Source organism: Paenibacillus sp. FSL F4-0243 (assembly GCF_037963295.1).
GTDB lineage: Bacteria > Bacillota > Bacilli > Paenibacillales > Paenibacillaceae > Paenibacillus_AQ.
Genome location: NZ_CP150151.1, coordinates 4,353,459 through 4,374,199, shown reverse-complemented (window position 1 = coordinate 4,374,199; position 20,741 = coordinate 4,353,459). Strand labels below are relative to the sequence as shown.

Sequence of the window (20,741 nt, the reverse complement as noted above, 5' to 3'; positions counted from 1 at the left end):
TATCTTACGTTGAGGAGGCGTTTTTGTTATGTGTACCTGAGAACAAATAAAATAATAGTTTTCAAAATAATATGAGTATTGGTGCGTTAAAAGCTTCTTTTTAGGGTAATGAATAGAGGTGCCGCACTAATATATGCAGCTGATAACGCAGCAAGCTTAACTATTGAAGGGAATGAACTGAAGTGACTACGAAGACGCATGAAGAATTCAAGCCTAACGTGGACACAATCCACAAGGAAGCGGAGCCGCTCCGCACCGTGAATGATATTATCGATTTTTATACAAATCGCAATGCCCATTCGCCATTTAAAGAGTGAACATATAAGATTGAATGTTAGGGATTGATTGTTAGGCTTAATAAAACCATTAGATACAGTGAATTTTGTGTTCGCTGTCGCTAATGGTTTTATTCTTTTAGAAGGTAACAAAGCTTGAATCCTATTACTCCGGTTAAACTGTAAATAACCACTTTCCAATGAGATCTAGCATCTCAGCGAGAAGTGGTTATTTTTGAAATTATAAGAAAGTATAAGTTTCACGATATACTTTATTCTTATAATTCTCGCACAAACGCTTACCGTCCTTAAAAGGACGCCGTAGGCGTTTTAGCTTGCTATAAAAGTTCGTGGAGGCACATGTTATTCTTTGCGTAAGATTTTGTGTACTCCTGTAAGGAGTGAGTACAGCGCAACACATACGAGAACAGTAACAGCCCATGCGTAGTTGCGAACGGTGTAAGTAAGTGAAGCTAAAATAACGAAAATGGTGATACGCAGTACGCCTTCTTTAATAAACTGTTTTCTTTCAACATTCATGAGATTGGCCTCCTCGAATGGATTGGATATTGCGGACTGCAAGTCGTAGATAGGTCTTACATTATCTATAGCCTTGAGGAATACGAAAGATACAAGGATCGAAAAAAGTAAATATTGACCCAAAGTCCGACCTATGTAAGTTCGCCGTTACCGACCTGTACCCCTACACATAGATTATATCATTACGAACAAGGAGGAGTACACTAGTGGAAGCTTATTATAATTGTTTGCGTTGTAAGGATAGAAGGGTGCGGATTCTGACTAGAGACGGTAGACAGCATGAAGGCGTTATTACAGATGTAGACAGATACAATGTTTACTTAAGAACTGACAATGGTTCTGTGCATACTTCTGCTTTTTGGGGAAATTCTTTTGCCGGAAATCAGATCTTAACTTTAAGTTTATTCACTCTGCTAGCCATCGCATTAATCTAATCATTAGGAACCAAAAACAGACCGCCCGATTATCCCGGACGGTCTGTTTACTGCTGATTACTGTACTGTAATTGCGCCTATATTTGAGCTTAGGGACAATAAGGGACCGCCTCCATTGATATCGGTCTTTCCACCTTCTACACCTTTGATTTGCCCGAGATCACTATTGGCTTCTAAGCTGCATTTCATACCGTCGGCTAAGACAGCACTGAGGCTGCCGACCTCTGTTTTGGCTTTTAGGCTGCTATCATTCTTCATCCCTGCTATATCCATTCGTATGCTGCCAGTATCGGATTCTACAGTGGATTTGCCAGTGATTTTAGCTCTTTCAATATTGATCGCTCCAACGTTGCTGACGATTTGATAATTTCCCTCTAGATTGTGAAGACGAATTTGACCTACGTTATTTGTGATTTTATATTTATTCATGCTGGCGGGGAGCTCTATATTATAGCTTATGCTAAAATCTGAATATCCGTATTTGTCTTGCGCCCATGTCCATAAGTCCTTCTTAGGACTTGATTTGGAATGCGTGGACACCTTCAACGTATCACCACTGACCTCTACTAAAACTTCAGCATCATCCATAATCTTTTGACGGTCAGACGCATGGAGAGAGCTGTTGTGGGCTGAGATCGTTGCATTTACATGGATCAGATCTCCTGTAACAGCTGTAACTTCTATTTCTCCTACTGCATTGTCCATGCTAAGTACGGATGCTGAACCGATCGCTTGCGATACGGAGAGTTCTTTGCTAATGCTGTCTGCTTTAACTTCGTCAACTACCTTAGTTGCTGTTTCCTCAACGGCTTGCTGCACAGTTGCAGCTGCTTTTCCTAGCTCTTGCTTGACAACTTCACCAATGTTCTGGTGCACATCCTCAGAAATACTCTTTTCAACCTCATTTTTGGCAGATTGTCTGCCTGGTAATTCAGTGCAACCCGCCAAAAGTACGATAGATAATACGGCTACTGCTGCTAATACACTATTATTATTCCTTTTCCTCATTGAAAAAACTCCTCCTCATATATGGGTGTATGTGATCTGACATATGTGATTTCGTTATGTACTTCTGTAAGTATAGCTTATGGAATTTATCTGTAAAAACGGCTGGAGGCGGGTTATTATACTGGACCAAAGACTAGGTCTCAAAAGTGTTCACTACACTTCGATTTTTAATTGTGCTAAAATAAATGAAAGATCACTCGCTGAATAAATACGATACGGGTACATATTTAAAAGGACGCGGAAATCCTCATATAGAACCTTCAGCAGCTACTGGAAATCGCTTTTTTCGGATAGAAGTGCATAGGTGTGCTAAGGCTACATTGTATACAGATATAGACCGTTACCTCACTTGCAGAACAGGGCGGTCTTTTTACTTTCTTTCTTTAATAAATCCTGAAGGGTGGAGGGAGCCAAATGAAATATATAGCCATTTTGCTTGCCTTAGTAGTTTTGACAGGCGTATATTTTTTAGTCTGGAAACGGAAAATAAATACTACAAAAAATTATCCGCGTACCACTCAGAGCAATGTAATCTCAATGGATAGTCATCGTAAAGCCAAACAGAGCCCAGGGGAGCAGCCTTGCTCTTCTTGTAAGAAGAAGAATGGAAAGCTAGTCTTCTATGCACAAGATAATGGAACTGTGGTTGGTCTATGTAAAGATTGCCAATCGAAGGCGAAAAAAAGAGATATGCTACCGCTTTAAATAGAAAAAATAAGTTGTATTAGCCCGTCCTTTATGGTATTATTATCTCTGTTGTGTGGAATACGGTGGTCCGCTGCGGATAATGAGGGAGAGCAAAGATCTCTCCGGAAGAGGCAAGAACACCTGTACGGAAGGAGGAAGTCCTTAATGAATATCCTACAAGCTATTACGCAAGAGCAACTTCGTAAAGATATCCCGAGTTTTCGCCCGGGTGACACTTTGAAGGTGCATGTAAAAGTAATCGAGGGAACTCGTGAGCGTATCCAGTTGTTCGAAGGCGTTGTAATCAAACGTCGTGGCGGTGGAATCAGTGAGACTTTTACGGTTCGTAAAATTTCTTACGGTGTTGGTGTGGAAAGAACATTCCCAATCAACTCGCCTAAAATCGAGAAAATCGAAGTGGCTCGTCGTGGTAAAGTGCGTCGTGCTAAACTTTATTATCTTCGTGAACTACGTGGTAAAGCAGCGAGAATTAAAGAAATTCGTCGCTAGAATAGTGACAAAGGAAAGGGGCTTGAATTCAAGCCCCTTTCGTTTTATTATTTTATGAAAATATAAGAAAGCATCAGTTTCACGTTATACATTATTCTTATATTTCTCGTATAAACGTTTACCCGCCTTAAAGGACGCTGAGGGCGTTTTAGCTTGGCATACAATGCGTGCGACATATACGCTTGGGGATCAGCTTCTCCGAAAAGGCCTCCTGAAGGAGTATCTGTGGAGGGGTTTTTGGCAGGAGCTTTTTTGTGTTGTATAGTAAGAGTAGTATTAAGAGAGGACGGTGAACTATGCAGCAGGAACAAAGTGAAACTTTGGAATCAAGCGCGCAGAACCCACGTAAACCTAAAAATGAAGTCTTGGAATGGGTCAAGGCCATTGCGATTGCTTTAGTGTTGGTTTTTCTGATTCGCTGGCTTTTGTTCAAGCCTTTTATTGTAGATGGACCTTCCATGCAGCCTAATTTCCATACTGGTGAACGTGTTATCGTAAATGAGATTTTGTACGATATTAGATCTCCGCAGCGGGGCGAGGTTATAGTATTCCACGTGCCATCTGAGGGTAGAGATTTTATTAAACGTGTAATCGGTGTCGCTGGAGATACTGTGAAAGTAGAAGGGGATGTAGTTACAGTTAACGGGGAAGTTGTTAATGAGACCTATATCCAAGATGCAATTGATGCAAAGCATAGTATCAACGCTCTGTATAATAATAAAGATTTCCCTAATGAAGAGTTCCCAGATGGTACTGTACCTGAAGGACATGTGTTCGTTATGGGGGATAATCGCTCGGATAGTACGGATAGCCGAATGATCGGTTATGTACCTCTGGGGGATATTGTAGGCCGTGCAGATTTAATCTTCTGGCCGATAAAGGATATTTCACTGATTAACCATTAAGTTGACAGAAGTCAAAGGAGGTGACGGCAATGGCCATTCAATGGTTTCCTGGTCATATGACGAAGGCTAGGCGGCAAATCGAGGATAAGCTGAAGCTGATTGATGTTGTAATAGAATTGCTCGATTCCCGTCTGCCGCTTTCCAGCCGCAATCCGATGATTGACGATATTTTGCGGGACAAGCCAAGATTGATTATTTTGAACAAAGCGGATCTGGCAGATCCAGAAATTACACGGAAGTGGCTGGCGTACTTCAAGGCACAAGGGCATGTTGCTTATCCTGTTGATGCATCTACTGGAACAGGTGTAAAGGATATTCCAGAGCAAGTCAAGCTGCTGCTAAAAGAGAAGATTGACCGGCAGATTGCAAAAGGAATGAATCCGCGAGCGATGCGTGCATTGATCGTTGGTATTCCTAACGTCGGTAAATCAACACTCATTAACCGGATGGCTGGTAAGAGTATTGCTGCTACTGGTGACCGACCAGGGGTAACCAAGGGTCAACAGTGGATTAAGACAGGCGGCAACTTGGAGCTTCTGGATACCCCAGGTATTTTATGGCCGAGATTTGAGGACCAAGAAGTAGGTTATCGCCTAGCGGTAACGGGTGCAATAAAGGAAGAAATCCTGAATATTGAGGACATCGCCTTTTATGCAGTGAAATATTTGGTGAAGGACTACGGCTCTAGATTTCAAGAACGCTTTGGCATTGAGAAGCTTCCTGAGGATCTGGAGAATCCAGATGAGATCGTGGCTGTTATGGAAGCCGTGGGTCGTAAACGCGGTTGTCTAATCAGCGGTGGACGTGTAGATCTGGAAAAAGCTTCACGGGCCTTGTTGCATGAGCTACGGGCAGGTAAGCTTGGACGCTTTACGCTGGAAACGCCTTAAATAGTGTGAATTCTGCGTTTAATGGACTAGGTATGGAAGAGCCATCCGAAATTTCGGAGGCTCTTTTTTTATGTTTTGGGTCCTCGACAAAGTGCCTGAGTACACCTCAAGCTAAGCCCCACTTGTTAGGGATATTTTATGGGAATGGATTAAATTGGAACGTCTATTTTAAGATGACCATGTAAGCTTTACTATGATAAGCTGACTTATATAGATCATAGAATAATTCATAATTGGCGGTGACAAATTAGTGAGTTCGTTAGATATGTTGGCCTATGAAAAAGAAGGCTGGGAACAGTCTTATCGCCGAATAGCAGGCGTAGATGAAGTAGGAAGAGGTTGCTTGTTTGGGGACGTCGTCGCAGCAGCGGTGATTTTGCCAGAGGGGCTTATTATTGATGGAGTGAATGATTCCAAAAAACTTACAGCTAAAAAGAGAGATGCTTTATACGAGATTATAATGGAGCAAGCGCTGGCCGTGGGTGTGGGGTATGTAGACTCTACTGTCATTGATGAGATTAATATTAAGCAAGCTTCACGCCTGGCCATGAAAAAGGCGGTTGAGAGTCTAGAGCACACTCCTGACTATATGCTGATCGATGCTGAAAAGGTAGACCTCCCTTTGCCACAACAGGCAATTATTAAAGGAGATGCTAATAGTCAGTCCATTGCAGCAGCTTCAATTATCGCTAAAGTGACACGAGACAGGTTGTGTGAAGGTCTGTGGGAGGAATTATACCCTGATTATGGGATTGCGATACATAAAGGTTACGCGACCAAGCTTCACCGGGAACAAATTACGGCTCTAGGTCCAACACCTATGCATCGGCGCAGTTTTATTGGGCGGATTCTCGCGGAGCAGCAAACGTTATTCTAGAAGCAATGCTTAAAAAAGTAGGATGAATACCGATATAGTAAGAAGAGAGAAAATGGAGGGAGGAGAAACGGTATGAATATCGGAACATTGATCCGTGGATTGCTTGGAGATCAAAAACCGGGTGCGGCGAAGTCTTTAGAGTTAAAAGAAGGGCAAGTTGTTCGTGGTGTTGTCCTCTCTGTATCGGATTCAGGCAAAGAAGCGGTTGTGCAAATCCAAGGTACACCTGTTCGTGCAGAATTAGAAACACCACTACTGCCTGGAGAAACCTTGAATTTACAGGTTGGATCACCCGGAGAAGGCGGATTACCCGTATTGAAGCCGGTCTCCCTCGGTGAAACGGCGTTAGTCACTCCCCAAAGCATGGGTGAGGCTTTGGAGTCGCTAGGATTAGCTGATTCCAAAGCAGGTCGAGAAATCGTACTAGCGATGCAAGCAGGAGGCGTTCCACTTACAAAAGAGACAGCGGCTTTGCTGGATGCGGTAATGAGTGCAAAACCAGCTGGTGTGCCTGCTTCAGAGTGGCTTGATGCAGCTGTCATTTCTGTAAAGCGGGGACTACCCGTTACAGCTGAGAGTGTGAAAGGATTGCAGCAGGCTGTATTTGGCCCACAGCTGCATCAGCTTTTATCAGCACTGGAAGATCAAATTACAATATGGGCAGGACAAATTGCTAATGAAGAAACAATAACCGCAGAATCTAAAGCTGGAATGGGTACAATTACTGGAAAACTCGAACCTTCGGTAACTGCAGGTGCTGGAAGTGGAAATAATATGGGTGTTGTAGAGGGTGACGCTACAGAAGCTGACTCTGTACAATTGGCAGCTAAAGGAAATGGACAAGCTACAACTAAAACTGCTGAAGGCACTATCGCTAGCGGAAGTACCGCTCTTTCGGAAGGAGCAGCTGAAGGTGCTCTGAAACCGGTTGAACAAGGTACGCCAGTCAAGGTGACTCTTAATATAGCTTCTGATAATGAAACGGGGATTGAAACTGGCAAGCCAGTTGTAGTTGATGAGACAGGTGAAGGAGCTCAGATCTCGAAGAGTGGTATTGTTACAGAGCCTATGGCTGGTAAATCAACACCTGCCATGACATCCGGCGCTCTAAATATTGCGTTAAGCGCTCAAGCTGATAGTGCGGTGAATAATCCTATCCGTTCCAGTGAAGTTGAGATTCAAGGTAATGCCTTGAATTTGAATAAGGATGGGGCATTGGATAGTGCTATACAGGCAGATAAGAGTCGGGCTGCCTCGATGGATAAGAGCGGGGCTATGCCGGGTGGCGCGAGTGTGAGCGCCGAAGGAACTGCTGCTGGTGCGGCGCCCCACGCAGCAAGTGGTGCCGCCCTGCTTGCGAAGCTGCAGGGCGTGCTCAACGAGCTGCGCGGCAGCTTGCCGCAGCTCGCCATGCTCCCGCCCGCTGACACGGCGGGAGAAAGTCCTGCCCCCGCGGCTGCTGCGCCGCGCGGGGAGGCCCCGGCTGCGCCGGCTTCGCCGGTGCAGCCGGACACCGCCCCACCCGCGGACGCGGAGTCGTGGGTGGGGCGGGTGCTGAAGCTGCTCGGTGCGGAGCACGAGCAGCAGGCGGTGCGCGGCGGCGCAGTAGCCGCCGCTGAGACGGCCCGCGCGGCGGCAGGTACGGCCGCGCTTGGCAGTGCGGGTGTCGGAGGCGAACAAGCCACCGACACCTTGAAGGGCGTGCTGCTGCAGATCATGAGCAGCAGCGAGGTGCCGCCCGCGGTAAAAGAAGCCGCGAGCGGACTAGTGCAGCAGCTGACAGGACAACAGCTGCTGCTCAATACAGATCGAACGGCTCCTTTCGCGCAAGTAACTTTGTTCTTGCCGCTGCAAGGTCCAGATGGGCAGGAGACAGCTTCCGTTCATATTCAGTCGCGTCGGGGACGCAAGGGTGAATTAGATGCTGCCAATTGCAGGCTCTGGTTTGATTTGGATATGAAGCAGCTCGGCCAGACGCTGGTTGATGTGCAGGTTGTTGATCGAATCGTTAGTCTTAAGCTGCATAATGATCATCCTTGGGTGCTTGAGCTGCTGGAACAACGGCGTGATGACATTAAAACGGCAGTAGAATCTATTGGTTATCAGTTGTCGGGATTAAGAACTGAACCTTTACCAGAACTAAAGCTATCTACAGAACTTGCCAATCCCCATAGTAAGCTTGTTGATTATGTTCCTGATGCTTATAAAGGAGTGGATTACCGTATATGAACGAGAATGAGCCTGTACCTCCAATTTCACAAGGGCTCAAAAAAGCGGTCGCTCTCAAATATAGCCCAGGACAAAGCGAGGCACCTGTCGTTGTTGCCAAAGGACAAGGGGCGATAGCGGATCTGATTCTGCAAAAAGCTAAAGAGAGTGGGGTTGCTGTCCAAGAGGACGCAGCTCTCGTAGAAGTTCTTTCAAAGCTCGATCTAGATCAACAGATTCCATCTGAACTTTATCAGCTAGTGGCTGAAATCCTCAGCTTTGTGTATCAGAGCGACCGTTCCGCCGGTGAACGGAGACCGGAATGAAAGAGCCATACACAAGAGAACGCTACAACCGCAAACAGAAGGGAGCCGCTGCTGAAGACGGGGCTGTGCAGTACTTATCTACTTGTGGGTACAAGATCTTAGAACGAAATTGGCGTTGTCGAACCGGAGAACTTGATATTATTGCGGAGAACGAAGGCTGTATTATTATTGTTGAAGTTCGCAGTCGTAGTGGAGAGCTATATCAAGGGACTCCAGAGGAATCTGTGAATACACGAAAAATACATCAAGTGCGAAATACAGCACAGGTTTATTTGCATATGAAAGGTTATGATGATCGAAGAGTAACTTTTGACGTCATTAGCATTTTACTGAATGAAGATTTAAGCATTGCTTCTTTGGGGCATATACGTGAGGCTTTTTAAGCTGCACCCCATATTCTCACGCCATTCATTATGGGCACTAGCATTCTTATGAAAAAAGTCTTTACATAGCCTCCGCACAGTGGGTCATTTCTCAAAAGAAATGGGTAAACATTAGAGTAACTTTTTAATGTCATCATGAGGAGGGCTGTTTAAGTGAAGAATAAACCTTTTGAAATGCAGGTTAGTTTTGCTTGCCAATATTGCCAGCAGAAGATTGAAGTGAAATTTACCGCAGAGCCAGTATCCGTTGTCTGTTGTGCAAATTGCAATAAGAACTTCACGGTTATGCGGCCCACTATAGCTGAGGAAATATTAATCGATTGGAAAAATGAGGCGCTATTTCAAAAAATCCGTGCTGATAAATCACAAAACAGCAATAGCAGTCTCTTAGCGCTTGTTATAAAAGTCATAGAGCTTCTTACATGGCGTGATAAAGGAAATGGACAGGTGGAAGCGATTAAAGAGATGCGTGGCTGGCTCATTGAGAATGAAGAGACTCCCCCTCTAGCTGAACTGATCCAGAGCGATAATAAAAAACGACCACATAAGCGGCGTGACTGGAGATAATCATACAAACTATGATCAAAAAAGAAAGAAGGGTGAACATGGCTAACGTTTTTTTTACATCCGACCATCATTTTGGACATAAGTTGATTATTGATTTTGAATCCAGACCCTTTATAGATGTGGGGCAAATGAATGAAGCCATGATTGAAAGTTGGAATTCGGTCGTAAATCCGGATGATAAAGTGTTTCATTTGGGAGACTTTTCGTTTCTTAATAAGGAAGCGACACATGCTATTGTGGAGAGGTTACATGGCTATAAGATTCTAATTCTCGGCAATCATGATCGGGGACGGGGTCGGGATTGGTGGCTTGAAGCAGGCTTTGACGAGGTTAGTGAATATCCGCTCATTTATAAGGATTTCTTTTTTCTCTCTCATGAGCCTATGTATATGAATAAACATATGCCTTACGTAAATGTGCATGGTCATATTCACGGCCAAAAATATGAAGGGAACAATTATTTTAACATTTGTGTAGAGCATTGGAACTATAAACCGTTGACTTTTGAACAGATTAGGGACTCTGTCATAGTTAGTGAAGAAGGTTAATGTGGGTCTATGGAATTATTTATGCGTATTTATGCAATTTGATGTTTATTAATAATTCTTGATTACGCAAAGATTCCCTATATATAATGAGATATAATAGCAAATTTATTACCGGAAAATAAGGAAGCACCTTTTTTCTTGAAGATGTGACACCCAAACAGGGGTGTATTTCAGGAGATGAGGTGTTTTTATGTATGGAAAAATGCATAGTGCATGTCTGTATGGAATTGAAGGGGTAATGATAGGTGTAGAAATTGATCTTGCGAATGGATTGCCACAGACGAATATCATTGGTCTGCCTGATTCTGCGATTCGTGAGGCAGTAGAACGAGTAAGAGCCGCTATTAAGAACTGTGGTTATCGTTATCCCCAGCAGCGCATTACGATAAATCTAGCACCAGCCGACTTACGAAAAGAAGGCTCTGCCTTTGACCTTGCGATTGCTCTGGGGATACTGATAACTAGTGGTCAACTGATAATGCCCTCAGCCAATGAGGTGCTTTTTATTGGAGAGCTTGCGCTTGATGGTAGTCTGCGTCCAGTATCAGGTGTTCTACCAATGGTGGAAGCAGCGCGCAAAAATGGATTTAAGGCTGTACTGCTTCCTGAAGGGAATGCTGCTGAGGCAGCTTTGATCAGTGGTATAAATATATACGCAATCGACCATTTATGCACATTACCGAACCCGGAAGAATCACCGTCCAATTCAGCAAAAGGTGAAGACGCACTGAACCAAAGGAATGGGGGAGTTTCCGAAGATATGCCTTCTTTATCATCTCTTCCTTTTCCTGTAACTGTGACCAAGGGGATAGATGCTAATGACCGACCTCCGGTTCTAGTCTTATCTTTGGAACATCTTAAATATACCCCAGTTTACCGTACTTCTGACGACTCCTCATATGGAATGAACGAGATGATGGATGATTACAGTGATGTGCTAGGGCAACAACATGTAAAAAGAGCCCTAACCATTGCGGCAGCGGGCATGCATAATATACTACTCATCGGTCCACCTGGTACAGGGAAGACAATGCTGATTAAACGCCTTCCAAGCATCCTTCCGAAATTGTCTGAGAGTGAGGCACTAGAGGTGACCAAAATTTTTAGCGCAGCAGGAACTTTAAAAGATGCCCACAACGGCTTACTGCGTAGTCGTCCTTTTCGCTCTCCGCATCATACCATATCGGCCGCAGGCCTTATTGGGGGTGGAGGCATTCCAAAGCCGGGAGAAGTTAGTCTTGCGCATCGAGGGATTCTTTTTTTAGATGAGTTGCCCGAATTCTCTCGGAATGTACTTGAAGTGTTACGCCAGCCGCTCGAAGACGGGGTTGTTACCATAAGTCGTGCTCGAGCTTCTTTTACCTATCCTGCAAAATTCATGCTGGCCGCATCGATGAATCCCTGTAGCTGCGGTTATTTTGGGAGTAATCTTTCTCAACAACATTGTACATGCAGCCCCGCCAGGATTGCTCAATATCGCGCAAAGATATCAGGACCCTTATTGGATCGTATTGATTTACAGGTGGATGTTCCTCGCCCGAAGGAATGGGATCGTCAAGGGCATGTTCTATCTTCGGCTGAGATGTATGCAGAGGTGATGGCGGCACAGACGATACAAGCTAAACGGTTTAAGCGTTTGCCTATTTCTTGGAATAGTGAACTTTCCGGCGCTTCCCTTCGGAGATATGCAAGTCTTAGCCGTGAAGGTGCCCAATTGCTGTATGACATTCTGGAAAATTTAGGTTTGAGCATGCGAGCGCATGATCGAATTATTAAGCTATCCCGTACAATAGCTGATCTGGAAGGCGCACCGGATATTACTTCCGCGCATCTTGCGGAGGCTGTGCAATACCGTAATTTAGACCGGCAGGCGATGACAGAAGAATAAGCTAAATAGAGCAGCGATTCCCGTTATTGGCGAATTGCTGCTCTATTTTTGGGTTATTAGTTTCACTCCGCAAAATTGTTAACGTCTCTGGAACCTTATGGACCCGAAAGACATGATATGGCCATTTTTAGCTTTTGGAGCGTGTTTTCGGACTTCAGAGACACTAATTGAATTTAAAATCATCTGTGTCCGTTAGGGCTTCGTTTGAGAAAATATTTCTCTGTATTTCCTTACAGTACATTCAATTCTACAGCGATATTGCCGCGGGTTGCGCGGGAGTATGGACAAGCGCCATGAGCAGCCTCTACTAAAGAGGTTGCGGTTTCTCTGTCAACGCCTTTAACTAGCACATCAAGCTTAACCGCTATGCCAAAACCTCCATCTTCAACTTTACCAAAGCTGACTGTGGCCGTTACTTCGCTACCTTCAATTTTCACTTTTCCGAGTCGGGCAACCATGTTCAGTGCACTATCGAAACAAGCGGAATAACCAGCTGCAAATAATTGCTCAGGATTTGTACCTTCGCCACCGGCACCTCCCATTTCGCGTGGTGTGCTGATTGTAAGATTGAGCTTAGGGCTTTCTGATTCGATAAAACCGTTTCTTCCTCCTACGGCTTTAACAGTGGTTTCATACATTTTTTGCTGGATCGTCATCATTGTGTATCTCTCCAATTCCTAATTAGTTTGTGTACAATCTAATTTATCACAATTAACTATAATGTCAAATTAATTTTTTGCTATTAACATGATGTTATGAGTGAATTATGATAAAATAAGGGTATAAGGCAGGTGAATAAGATATGAAAATGAATGAAGAAGATATGCAAAAGATGACGACTACACCTGAGCTGCTGATTGAGAATCAACTCTGTTTTACGATTTATGCTTGCTCTCGTGAGATGACAAAGCTGTATCAACCTTATTTGGATAAGATCGGTTTAACATACTCGCAATATTTGGTAATGCTTGTGTTATGGGAACGGCAGCAATGTACGGTTAAAGAAATTGGTGAGGCGCTATTTTTGGATTCGGGTACGCTGACACCTCTTTTAAAACGCCTACAAGCTGCAGGGTTGATCGTGCGTGAACGTTCGACACAAGATGAGCGAAAAGTTCTGATTTCACTAACGGAACAGGGCTGGGCACTTCAAAGCAACGCAGCTTGTATTCCCGGGAAAATGATGGAAGAAACGACTATGTCCGGCGATGAGACTGTAGAGCTGCTCGAGCAGTTCAAAAGCTTGTTAAATCGTGTTCATGAGGCGAACACTCAAGATAGTAAAAAGTAAGTATAATCAGGAGTCTGTGCGATCGTTCGCATTCCGGCATGAAATCAAGCGAAAAAATGTGTACAAATCATGAATATATTTAAGGAAAGCGTTTTAAAAACATGTTACACTATTCTGGGTTCCTTTATATGGCATATAGGTAAGTATAAGCTTAGTCTTATAGATTTACTCAATGTCTCTCACAGAAATAAGGCCATTCTTTTACGAGTGGTAGAGCAGTTTCTGTTGGTTCCGGAATAGTGCTGCATGTTTAGCATCAGCCTATCCCTAACCCCGCGGCAATCAAAACGGAAAGCGAGATGACAACAGGCTGCCTGTTAAGTCACCACGCTACTTTAGGAGGCTACCGCTATGAATATCCACGAGTATCAGGGAAAAGAAGTGCTTAAGAAGTACGGTGTGGCCGTACCGAATGGAAAAGTAGCTTATACAGTGGAGGAAGCGGTAGAAGCCGCAGAGTCACTGAGTACACCGGTTGTTGTAGTTAAAGCTCAGATTCATGCAGGTGGACGAGGTAAAGCTGGAGGTGTAAAGGTTGCTAAGAATATCGATGAAGTGCGTACTTACGCAACCGAAATTCTCGGTAAGACTTTAGTTACTCACCAGACTGGTCCGGAGGGTAAGGTAGTAAAACGGCTGCTCATTGAAGAGGGCTGTCAAATTGTTAAAGAGTATTACATTGGTATCGTTGTTGATAGAGGAACTGGCCGAGTGGTTATGATGGCATCTGAAGAAGGTGGCACAGAGATTGAAGAGGTTGCAGCTACACATCCGGAGAAGATTTTCAAAGAAATCATTGATCCGGCAGTAGGTTTGCAGACTTTCCAAGCTCGTAAATTAGCTTACAGCATCTCTATTCCTAATGAACTGGTAGGCAAGACTGTTAAATTCATGCAAGCGCTATATCTAGCTTTTGTGGATAAAGATTGCTCTATTGCCGAAATTAACCCATTGGTAGTTACTGCGGATGGGAATGTGATGGCTCTAGATGCTAAATTGAATTTTGACCCCAATGCCTTGTTCCGCCACAAAGATATTCAAGAGCTTCGGGATCTAGATGAAGAAGATTTGAAAGAAATCGAAGCCTCTAAGTATGACCTGAGCTATATTGCACTTGATGGCAATATTGGTTGTATGGTGAACGGTGCAGGCCTAGCGATGGCAACAATGGATATAATTAAATATTACGGAGGCGAACCCGCCAACTTCCTTGATGTAGGGGGCGGTGCAACTACCGAGAAAGTTACAGAAGCCTTTAAAATCATTCTATCGGATGAAAAGGTAAATGGAATTTTCGTTAATATTTTCGGCGGTATTATGCGCTGTGACGTTATTGCTAACGGTGTTGTGGAAGCGGCAAGTCAATTGGGATTGACTAAACCGCTTGTTGTTCGTCTTGAAGGAACAAATGTTGGATTGGGTAAGCAAATCTTGGCAGGATCGGGACTTAACATTGTAGCTGCTGATTCTATGGCGGACGGTGCCCGTAAGATTGTATCTCTTGTGCAATAATGGCTCGCAAGTTGAAGCCAGTTATCGTATTTGACAATATAAGTAGGGATGTGACTTAAGGCATGAGCATTCTTGTAGATAAAAATACGAAAGTTATCACGCAAGGTATTACGGGAGCAACGGGCTTGTTCCATACTAAGGGTGCGCTTGATTATGGAACTCAGATGGTTGGAGGGGTAACGCCGGGTAAAGGTGGAACGACAGTTAATATCACCCTTGAAAATGGCAGTGAAGTTAGTCTTCCGGTATTTGATACAGTCGCAGCTGCTAAGGCAGCTACTGGTGCAACTGCTAGTGTGATTTATGTACCGCCAGCATTCGCAGCAGACTCCATCATGGAGGCTGTAGATGCAGAGTTGGATTTGGTTATCTGTATTACCGAAGGTATTCCAGTGCTTGATATGGTAAAAGTCTCACGTTATATGGAAGGTCGTTCTACAGTGTTGATCGGTCCAAACTGTCCGGGTGTTATCACTCCTGGAGAGTGTAAGATTGGAATCATGCCTGGCTATATTCATATGCCTGGTTATGTAGGAGTGGTCTCGCGTAGCGGAACGCTAACCTATGAGGCGGTTCATCAGCTGACCACGCGTGGAATTGGGCAATCTTCGGCTGTAGGTATTGGCGGAGACCCGGTTAAAGGCTCTGAGTTTATTGATATTTTGAAGCTGTTTAATGAAGATCCAGGTACGAAGGCAGTTATTATGATCGGAGAGATCGGTGGAACTGCAGAGGAAGAAGCAGCAGAGTGGATTCGTGAACACATGACCAAGCCAGTTGTAGGCTTCATTGGAGGCGCAACTGCACCTCCAGGCAAGCGTATGGGGCATGCTGGTGCTATCATTTCTGGAGGGAAAGGTACAGCAAGCGAAAAAATTGCCGTACTGGAAGCTTGCGGAATCAAGGTAGCCCCTACACCTGCTGAAATGGGTTCAACACTCGTAAGTGTGCTTGAAGAGCGCGGTATTCTCAATGCTTTTACATCGCACTAATTAGTGTAGTTAAGACAGAGAAATCACTCCACGTAGTGAGGTTATTTCGTGTATAATTAATTAAAGAGGTAAGCAACCTTTTGTTCCTATTTAGGGATGAAAGGTTGCTTTTTTTATTTTAAATAGAAATTTATTGAATTTAAAGAAATACTTGCGTTTTCATGATGTGTAACACAAAATAGGGAAGGCTAGGCCTTCCATGTTAAGGAGCGAAAAATGATATGGAAGAACGGGAACTACTATTCGGCTTTAATGAAGTGGAAGGCATTGGCTGGAAAACTATCGACAAAATTCGCAGAGCTGGGCTTTTGTCAGAAAAAGCATTTTCTTGTAGCTCAGAAGACTGGGAAAAGGTTGGATTGAGCGAGAAAGTGTCGATTCAACTTGCTTCTATATATACGTTGGAGTGGATAGCAAACCGCCGCTTACTAATGGAAGAAAGTGCTGTGAACATGGTTACGATTTTTGATGCAGACTATCCCCATTTATTGAAGGAGACAGCTCAGCCACCATGGATTCTTTATTATCGTGGGCGTTTGGATCTGTTATCGACACCCAGTGTAGCGATGGTCGGTACTCGTGTGCCAACAGCTTATGGACGGAAGGTAGGAGAGATCCTCACGAAAGAGCTTAGTGAAGCAGGTCTAACAGTGGTTAGCGGATTAGCTAGGGGGATTGATAGCGTTTGCCATGAAGCTGCGCTAAGAAGCGGTGGAGGCACAATAGCGGTAGTGGCTACAGGACTTGATCGGGTCTACCCGCCTGAGAATAAGGAGCTTGAACGATTGATTTCCCGTGATGGGTTAGTGCTAACAGAGTATCCCCTTGGAACCAAAAGTCATCCAGGGTTATTTCCGCAGCGCAATCGAATTATTGCAGGTCTCACATACGGGACAGTGGTCGTAGAGGCGGATAGTAAAAGTGGATCACTCATTACTGCAGATGCTGCCTTGGAGGCAGGACGGGATGTTTTTGCTGTCCCTGGACCTATTACATCTCCAAAAAGTAGAGGTGCTCTTGATCTGATTAAACAGGGGGCAAAGCTGGTAACCGGTGCACTAGATATTTTAGAAGAATACACTTCTTTTCTCCCGACAAACCTCTCAAAAACGGGTGAAAGCGGTCCCTCTAAACAGGTGGCTGATGATTTGTTAATTGAAAAGAAATTGACAAATGAGGAGTTACACCTATACCATATACTGCATCAAGGCCCCTTTATTTTGGACGATCTGCTTGTGAGGACAGGATGGGATTTTGGACATTTGCATTCAGTTCTGTTATCTTTAATCATAAAAAAAGCGGTAGCACAATTACCAGGAGCTATTTATAAGGTAATTTAATATAGAGGTACGAGTGTTAACGAGGAGGAAGAGTCTATGGCAGATGCATTGGTTATTGTCGAATCGCCCGCGAAAGCGAAGACAATTGGCAAATATCTAGGTAGTAAGTATATTGTAAAGGCATCTATGGGACACATCAGAGATCTACCGAAGAGTCAAATTGGTGTTGAGGTGGAGAATGATTTCAATCCCAAATATATTACGATTCGTGGTAAAGGTTCTATATTGAAGGAATTGAAAGACGCTAGTAAAAAAGTGAAAAAAGTCTATCTCGCAGCTGACCCCGATCGCGAAGGAGAAGCAATTGCTTGGCACTTGGCACATGCCCTGGATTTAGATAATACACAGGAATGCCGAGTTGTATTTAATGAGATCACCAAACAAGCGGTGAAGGATGCTTTTAAGACGCCACGCAAGATTAACATGGATCTTGTGAATGCACAGCAGGCAAGACGTATACTGGATCGGCTAGTAGGTTACAAGATTAGCCCTCTATTATGGAAGAAAGTCAAAAAAGGGTTATCTGCTGGACGTGTTCAATCTGTAGCTGTAAAGATCATAATGGATCGTGAGAATGAAATCTCCGCTTTTGTACCTACTGAATATTGGAGTATTACAGCTAAACTTGGGATTCGAGATTCTGTCTTTGAAGCTAAGTTTCATAAGCTGAATGGTGTGAAGAAGGAACTTAATCAGGAAAGCGATGTTCAAGAGGTCCTTGAGGCAATCAAGAACGCAGCTTTTAAGGTTAGTAATGTGAAGGAGAAGGAAAGACAACGGCATCCTTCGGCTCCTTTTACAACAAGTTCCCTTCAACAGGAAGCAGCTCGTAAGCTTGGATTCCGTGCAGCTAAGACAATGTCTGTTGCCCAGCAATTATACGAAGGTGTGGAACTAGGCAAAGAGGGAACCGTAGGTTTGATCACCTATATGCGTACGGACTCGACACGTTTATCTGTCACTGCACAGGATGAGGCTAAAGAGCTGATTACTGCTAAGTATGGTGAAAAGTTCTTACCTGAAGCCCCTCGCCAGTATTCAAAGAAAGCGGCTGGAGCGCAAGAAGCGCATGAAGCGATCCGACCAACTTCAGCACTTCGTGAACCGGAAATGGTCAAAGAGTTCTTAAGCCGGGATCAATTCCGTCTTTACAAGCTGGTGTGGGAGCGGTTCGTATCCAGTCAAATGGCGTCTGCTCTTCTTGATACACTCTCGGTTGATATAGAAGCAGGTACAGCCACATTCAGAGCGGTGGGTTCGAAGGTTTCATTCCCAGGGTTCATGAAGGTTTACGTGGAAGGTAACGATGATGGAACTACAGATGAAGATAAGTATTTACCGCCTCTTGAAGCGGGAGATGCTTTAAATAAGCAAGAGATCGAGCCGAAGCAGCATTTTACACAGCCACCACCGCGATATACAGAAGCAAGGCTTGTAAAGACACTTGAGGAATTAGGGATAGGACGCCCAAGTACGTATGCACCAACGCTTGAAACGATTCAGAAGCGTGGTTATGTAGCGATTGAAGAGAAAAAATTCATGCCTACAGAGCTTGGAGAACTTGTCATCGAGCAGATGGAACAATTTTTCCCGGAAATATTGAACGTAGAGTTTACGGCTAATATGGAAGGCGATCTTGACCATGTGGAAGAAGGCTCAGAAGATTGGGTGAAGGTTCTTGCCGAATTTTACGAGTCTTTCGAGAAGCGCTTAGTGTTTGCCGAAGAAGAAATGAAAGAAATTGAGATTGAAGATGAAGTCTCTGATGAGATCTGCGAGAAATGTGGTAAACCACTTGTATATAAATTAGGACGCTTTGGGAAGTTTCTAGCATGTTCTGGCTTTCCAGATTGCCGAAATACGAAGCCGATTATCAAAGATATTGGTGTAACTTGCCCTAAATGTAATGAAGGAAAAGTTGTAGAGCGTCGAAGCAAAAAAGGGCGTGTCTTTTATGGCTGCGATCAATATCCAGGGTGTGATTTCGTCTCTTGGGATAGACCATCCACTAAACCATGTCCATCTTGCGGGGCTTGGATGATTGAGAAACGCAATAAGCAAGGCACCAAACTGCAATGTACGTCTTGTGACCATACAGAGGCAGTTTTAGACAACGAAGAAGAGTTAGCAGAATAATAGTCTCTACAGGAGGAAATAAGACAGTGACAGATACAGCAAAGGTAACAGTAATTGGAGCAGGTCTCGCAGGAAGTGAAGCAGCCTGGCAAATAGCCTCTCAAGGCGTACCGGTAAGATTGTATGAAATGAGACCAGTGGTGAAGACGCCAGCACACCACACCAATCAATTCGCAGAACTAGTATGCAGCAACTCCTTGCGTGCAAATGGTTTAGGCAATGCGGTGGGTGTATTAAAGGAAGAAATGCGACGTTTAAACTCTCTTGTATTAGGTGCGGCTGATCGCCACGCTGTACCTGCTGGCGGTGCACTTGCCGTGGATCGGGATGGTTTCTCGGGAGAAATTACGAGTACATTGCATAATCATCCGCTTGTGGAAGTCATAAATGAAGAACTTACGCATATACCGGAGGAAGGGATTGTGGTTATTGCAACGGGTCCACTAACTTCCCCTGCATTATCTGCTGAAATTAAGGGTCTATTAGGTGAAGAGTATTTCTATTTTTATGATGCTGCAGCACCGATTGTTGAGAAGGACAGTATTGATATGAATAAAGTGTATCTGGCTTCCCGTTATGACAAAGGGGAAGCAGCATATTTGAACTGTCCTATGACTGAAGAGGAGTTTGACGTGTTTTATGACGCGTTGATTTCTGCAGAGACGGCGGCACTCAAGGATTTTGAGAAAGAGATATACTTTGAGGGCTGTATGCCTATCGAAATCATGATGAAGCGCGGTAAGCAAACTGCATTGTTTGGTCCGATGAAGCCTGTTGGGCTTATCAATCCGCACACAGGTAAGCTACCTTACGCGGTAGTGCAGCTTCGTCAGGATAACGCTGCTGGAACGCTTTACAATCTGGTGGGCTTTCAAACGCACTTGAAATGGGGCGAACAGAAGCGGGTATTCTCGCTGATTCCAGGTCTTGAGAACGCTGAATACGTTCGGTATGGGGTAATGCACAGAAATACCTTTATTAATTCTCCTAAACTCTTGCATCCTACTTATCAAATGAAGGGTAAAGAAAGGCTGTACTTTGCTGGACAGATGACTGGCGTGGAAGGTTATGTGGAATCAGCAGCTTCAGGTCTGATTGCCGGCATTAACGCTGCTAGAGCCGCACTTGGTCAAGAAGGACTGATCTTCCCACAAGACACGGTGCTTGGTAGTATGCCTGCTTATATCACTTCCGCTGATCCGGAGCATTTTCAGCCTATGAATGCCAATTTTGGTCTTCTGCCGAAGGTGGAGAAGAAAATCCGTAATAAGAAAGAAAAGAATGAGATTTTAGCGCATCGTGCACTAGACAGTCTTGCCGAGTACGCCAATCGTACGGGCCTTGCTTATAAAGAGCCGGAGGCTATCGATAACCAAGAATAAGCGCCTTGGGCGTCCTTATAAGGATGATAAGCGTTAGCGTTT

The 20,741-nt window shown here is 44.3% G+C and carries 22 protein-coding genes; 19 read left to right on the top strand and 3 right to left on the bottom strand.

The features are described from left to right. The first annotated feature begins 182 nt into the window (after window positions 1-182). Entirely contained in the window at window positions 183-317 is a 135-nt protein-coding gene (locus tag NSS87_RS19480) for a hypothetical protein (RefSeq protein ID WP_256716277.1), read from the top strand. 321 nt (window positions 318-638) lie between these two features. On the opposite strand, the gene NSS87_RS19475 is transcribed toward NSS87_RS19480, so the two are convergent. Then, complete coding sequence (locus tag NSS87_RS19475) at window positions 639-815, bottom strand: hypothetical protein (protein WP_156113147.1); 177 nt, start codon at window positions 813-815, stop codon at window positions 639-641. A gap of 206 nt (window positions 816-1,021) precedes the next feature. Here NSS87_RS19475 and NSS87_RS19470 point away from each other — a divergent pair, with 206 nt between their 5' ends. Further along, entirely contained in the window at window positions 1,022-1,249 is a 228-nt protein-coding gene (locus tag NSS87_RS19470; protein WP_042189469.1) for a hypothetical protein, read from the top strand. A 57-nt stretch (window positions 1,250-1,306) separates the two neighbouring features. On the opposite strand, the gene NSS87_RS19465 is transcribed toward NSS87_RS19470, so the two are convergent. Further along, complete coding sequence (locus NSS87_RS19465) at window positions 1,307-2,257, bottom strand: hypothetical protein (RefSeq protein ID WP_042189468.1); 951 nt, start codon at window positions 2,255-2,257, stop codon at window positions 1,307-1,309. Between the two features lie 414 nt (window positions 2,258-2,671). Between NSS87_RS19465 and NSS87_RS19460 the strand changes: the two genes are divergently transcribed. The 11 genes from NSS87_RS19460 to NSS87_RS19410 all read left to right on the top strand — a co-directional run bounded on the left by NSS87_RS19460 (window position 2,672) and on the right by NSS87_RS19410 (window position 12,046). Further along, window positions 2,672-2,962 (top strand): hypothetical protein, encoded by a 291-nt coding sequence (locus NSS87_RS19460; RefSeq protein ID WP_339242154.1) that lies wholly within the window; start codon window positions 2,672-2,674, stop codon window positions 2,960-2,962. Between the two features lie 147 nt (window positions 2,963-3,109). Further along, on the top strand, window positions 3,110-3,454 hold the full coding sequence (rplS, locus tag NSS87_RS19455; protein ID WP_042128973.1) for a 50S ribosomal protein L19: 345 nt from the start codon (window positions 3,110-3,112) through the stop codon (window positions 3,452-3,454). A 296-nt stretch (window positions 3,455-3,750) separates the two neighbouring features. Continuing rightward, window positions 3,751-4,359 (top strand): signal peptidase I, encoded by a 609-nt coding sequence (gene lepB / locus NSS87_RS19450; protein WP_042189466.1) that lies wholly within the window; start codon window positions 3,751-3,753, stop codon window positions 4,357-4,359. A 29-nt stretch (window positions 4,360-4,388) separates the two neighbouring features. Further along, window positions 4,389-5,249, top strand: coding sequence for a ribosome biogenesis GTPase YlqF (gene ylqF / locus NSS87_RS19445; RefSeq protein ID WP_042189465.1), 861 nt, complete (start codon window positions 4,389-4,391; stop codon window positions 5,247-5,249). A gap of 265 nt (window positions 5,250-5,514) precedes the next feature. Beyond that, window positions 5,515-6,126 (top strand): ribonuclease HII, encoded by a 612-nt coding sequence (locus NSS87_RS19440; protein ID WP_042189464.1) that lies wholly within the window; start codon window positions 5,515-5,517, stop codon window positions 6,124-6,126. A gap of 72 nt (window positions 6,127-6,198) precedes the next feature. Beyond that, window positions 6,199-8,355: a DNA ligase gene (locus NSS87_RS19435; protein ID WP_339242151.1), complete on the top strand. Its 2,157-nt coding sequence runs from the start codon at window positions 6,199-6,201 to the stop codon at window positions 8,353-8,355. Beyond that, window positions 8,352-8,660 (top strand): EscU/YscU/HrcU family type III secretion system export apparatus switch protein, encoded by a 309-nt coding sequence (locus NSS87_RS19430; RefSeq protein ID WP_042128964.1) that lies wholly within the window; start codon window positions 8,352-8,354, stop codon window positions 8,658-8,660. The genes NSS87_RS19435 and NSS87_RS19430 overlap by 4 nt, the downstream gene beginning before the upstream one ends. Continuing rightward, on the top strand, window positions 8,657-9,043 hold the full coding sequence (locus NSS87_RS19425) for a YraN family protein (protein WP_042189462.1): 387 nt from the start codon (window positions 8,657-8,659) through the stop codon (window positions 9,041-9,043). The genes NSS87_RS19430 and NSS87_RS19425 overlap by 4 nt, the downstream gene beginning before the upstream one ends. Window positions 9,044-9,196: 153 nt before the next feature. Then, window positions 9,197-9,610, top strand: a complete 414-nt coding sequence (locus tag NSS87_RS19420) for a hypothetical protein (RefSeq protein WP_156113146.1) — start codon at window positions 9,197-9,199, stop codon at window positions 9,608-9,610. A 38-nt stretch (window positions 9,611-9,648) separates the two neighbouring features. Next, window positions 9,649-10,158, top strand: a complete 510-nt coding sequence (locus tag NSS87_RS19415) for a phosphoesterase (RefSeq protein WP_339242148.1) — start codon at window positions 9,649-9,651, stop codon at window positions 10,156-10,158. Window positions 10,159-10,348: 190 nt separating this feature from the next. Continuing rightward, window positions 10,349-12,046 (top strand): YifB family Mg chelatase-like AAA ATPase, encoded by a 1,698-nt coding sequence (locus NSS87_RS19410; protein WP_339242146.1) that lies wholly within the window; start codon window positions 10,349-10,351, stop codon window positions 12,044-12,046. A gap of 230 nt (window positions 12,047-12,276) precedes the next feature. On the opposite strand, the gene NSS87_RS19405 is transcribed toward NSS87_RS19410, so the two are convergent. After that, the gene (locus tag NSS87_RS19405; protein ID WP_042189459.1) at window positions 12,277-12,705 is read right to left on the bottom strand and encodes an organic hydroperoxide resistance protein; all 429 of its coding nucleotides are present in this window, start codon (window positions 12,703-12,705) and stop codon (window positions 12,277-12,279) included. 143 nt (window positions 12,706-12,848) lie between these two features. On the opposite strand from NSS87_RS19405, the gene NSS87_RS19400 reads away from it, so the two are divergent. The 6 genes from NSS87_RS19400 (at window position 12,849) to trmFO (ending at window position 20,699) form a co-directional block, all read left to right on the top strand. After that, window positions 12,849-13,337: a MarR family transcriptional regulator gene (locus NSS87_RS19400; RefSeq protein WP_339242144.1), complete on the top strand. Its 489-nt coding sequence runs from the start codon at window positions 12,849-12,851 to the stop codon at window positions 13,335-13,337. Window positions 13,338-13,688: 351 nt separating this feature from the next. Further along, window positions 13,689-14,849, top strand: coding sequence for an ADP-forming succinate--CoA ligase subunit beta (sucC, locus tag NSS87_RS19395; RefSeq protein ID WP_042128955.1), 1,161 nt, complete (start codon window positions 13,689-13,691; stop codon window positions 14,847-14,849). A gap of 62 nt (window positions 14,850-14,911) precedes the next feature. Continuing rightward, window positions 14,912-15,841, top strand: coding sequence for a succinate--CoA ligase subunit alpha (gene sucD, locus NSS87_RS19390; protein ID WP_042128953.1), 930 nt, complete (start codon window positions 14,912-14,914; stop codon window positions 15,839-15,841). 221 nt (window positions 15,842-16,062) lie between these two features. Next, the gene (dprA, locus tag NSS87_RS19385; protein ID WP_339242141.1) at window positions 16,063-17,181 is read left to right on the top strand and encodes a DNA-processing protein DprA; all 1,119 of its coding nucleotides are present in this window, start codon (window positions 16,063-16,065) and stop codon (window positions 17,179-17,181) included. Between the two features lie 36 nt (window positions 17,182-17,217). After that, entirely contained in the window at window positions 17,218-19,317 is a 2,100-nt protein-coding gene (gene topA / locus NSS87_RS19380; RefSeq protein WP_042189457.1) for a type I DNA topoisomerase, read from the top strand. Next, the gene (trmFO, locus tag NSS87_RS19375; protein WP_156113145.1) at window positions 19,317-20,699 is read left to right on the top strand and encodes an FADH(2)-oxidizing methylenetetrahydrofolate--tRNA-(uracil(54)-C(5))-methyltransferase TrmFO; all 1,383 of its coding nucleotides are present in this window, start codon (window positions 19,317-19,319) and stop codon (window positions 20,697-20,699) included. The genes topA and trmFO overlap by 1 nt, the downstream gene beginning before the upstream one ends. Window positions 20,700-20,741 lie beyond the last annotated feature (42 nt).

Excerpts from the sequence above, each read along its gene's own strand:
- NSS87_RS19405 (WP_042189459.1), bottom strand. The coding sequence starts at position 12,705 with ATGATGACGATCCAGCAAAAAATGTATGAAACCACTGTTAAAGCCGTA.
- NSS87_RS19400 (WP_339242144.1), top strand. The coding sequence starts at position 12,849 with ATGAAAATGAATGAAGAAGATATGCAAAAGATGACGACTACACCTGAG.
- lepB (WP_042189466.1), top strand. The coding sequence starts at position 3,751 with ATGCAGCAGGAACAAAGTGAAACTTTGGAATCAAGCGCGCAGAACCCA.
- dprA (WP_339242141.1), top strand. The coding sequence starts at position 16,063 with ATGGAAGAACGGGAACTACTATTCGGCTTTAATGAAGTGGAAGGCATT.
- NSS87_RS19465 (WP_042189468.1), bottom strand. The coding sequence starts at position 2,257 with ATGAGGAAAAGGAATAATAATAGTGTATTAGCAGCAGTAGCCGTATTA.
- NSS87_RS19460 (WP_339242154.1), top strand. The coding sequence starts at position 2,672 with ATGAAATATATAGCCATTTTGCTTGCCTTAGTAGTTTTGACAGGCGTA.
- NSS87_RS19430 (WP_042128964.1), top strand. The coding sequence starts at position 8,352 with ATGAACGAGAATGAGCCTGTACCTCCAATTTCACAAGGGCTCAAAAAA.
- NSS87_RS19475 (WP_156113147.1), bottom strand. The coding sequence starts at position 815 with ATGAATGTTGAAAGAAAACAGTTTATTAAAGAAGGCGTACTGCGTATC.
- ylqF (WP_042189465.1), top strand. The coding sequence starts at position 4,389 with ATGGCCATTCAATGGTTTCCTGGTCATATGACGAAGGCTAGGCGGCAA.
- NSS87_RS19435 (WP_339242151.1), top strand. The coding sequence starts at position 6,199 with ATGAATATCGGAACATTGATCCGTGGATTGCTTGGAGATCAAAAACCG.
- topA (WP_042189457.1), top strand. The coding sequence starts at position 17,218 with ATGGCAGATGCATTGGTTATTGTCGAATCGCCCGCGAAAGCGAAGACA.
- NSS87_RS19410 (WP_339242146.1), top strand. The coding sequence starts at position 10,349 with ATGTATGGAAAAATGCATAGTGCATGTCTGTATGGAATTGAAGGGGTA.
- sucD (WP_042128953.1), top strand. The coding sequence starts at position 14,912 with ATGAGCATTCTTGTAGATAAAAATACGAAAGTTATCACGCAAGGTATT.
- NSS87_RS19425 (WP_042189462.1), top strand. The coding sequence starts at position 8,657 with ATGAAAGAGCCATACACAAGAGAACGCTACAACCGCAAACAGAAGGGA.
- rplS (WP_042128973.1), top strand. The coding sequence starts at position 3,110 with ATGAATATCCTACAAGCTATTACGCAAGAGCAACTTCGTAAAGATATC.
- NSS87_RS19415 (WP_339242148.1), top strand. The coding sequence starts at position 9,649 with ATGGCTAACGTTTTTTTTACATCCGACCATCATTTTGGACATAAGTTG.
- sucC (WP_042128955.1), top strand. The coding sequence starts at position 13,689 with ATGAATATCCACGAGTATCAGGGAAAAGAAGTGCTTAAGAAGTACGGT.
- NSS87_RS19440 (WP_042189464.1), top strand. The coding sequence starts at position 5,515 with ATGTTGGCCTATGAAAAAGAAGGCTGGGAACAGTCTTATCGCCGAATA.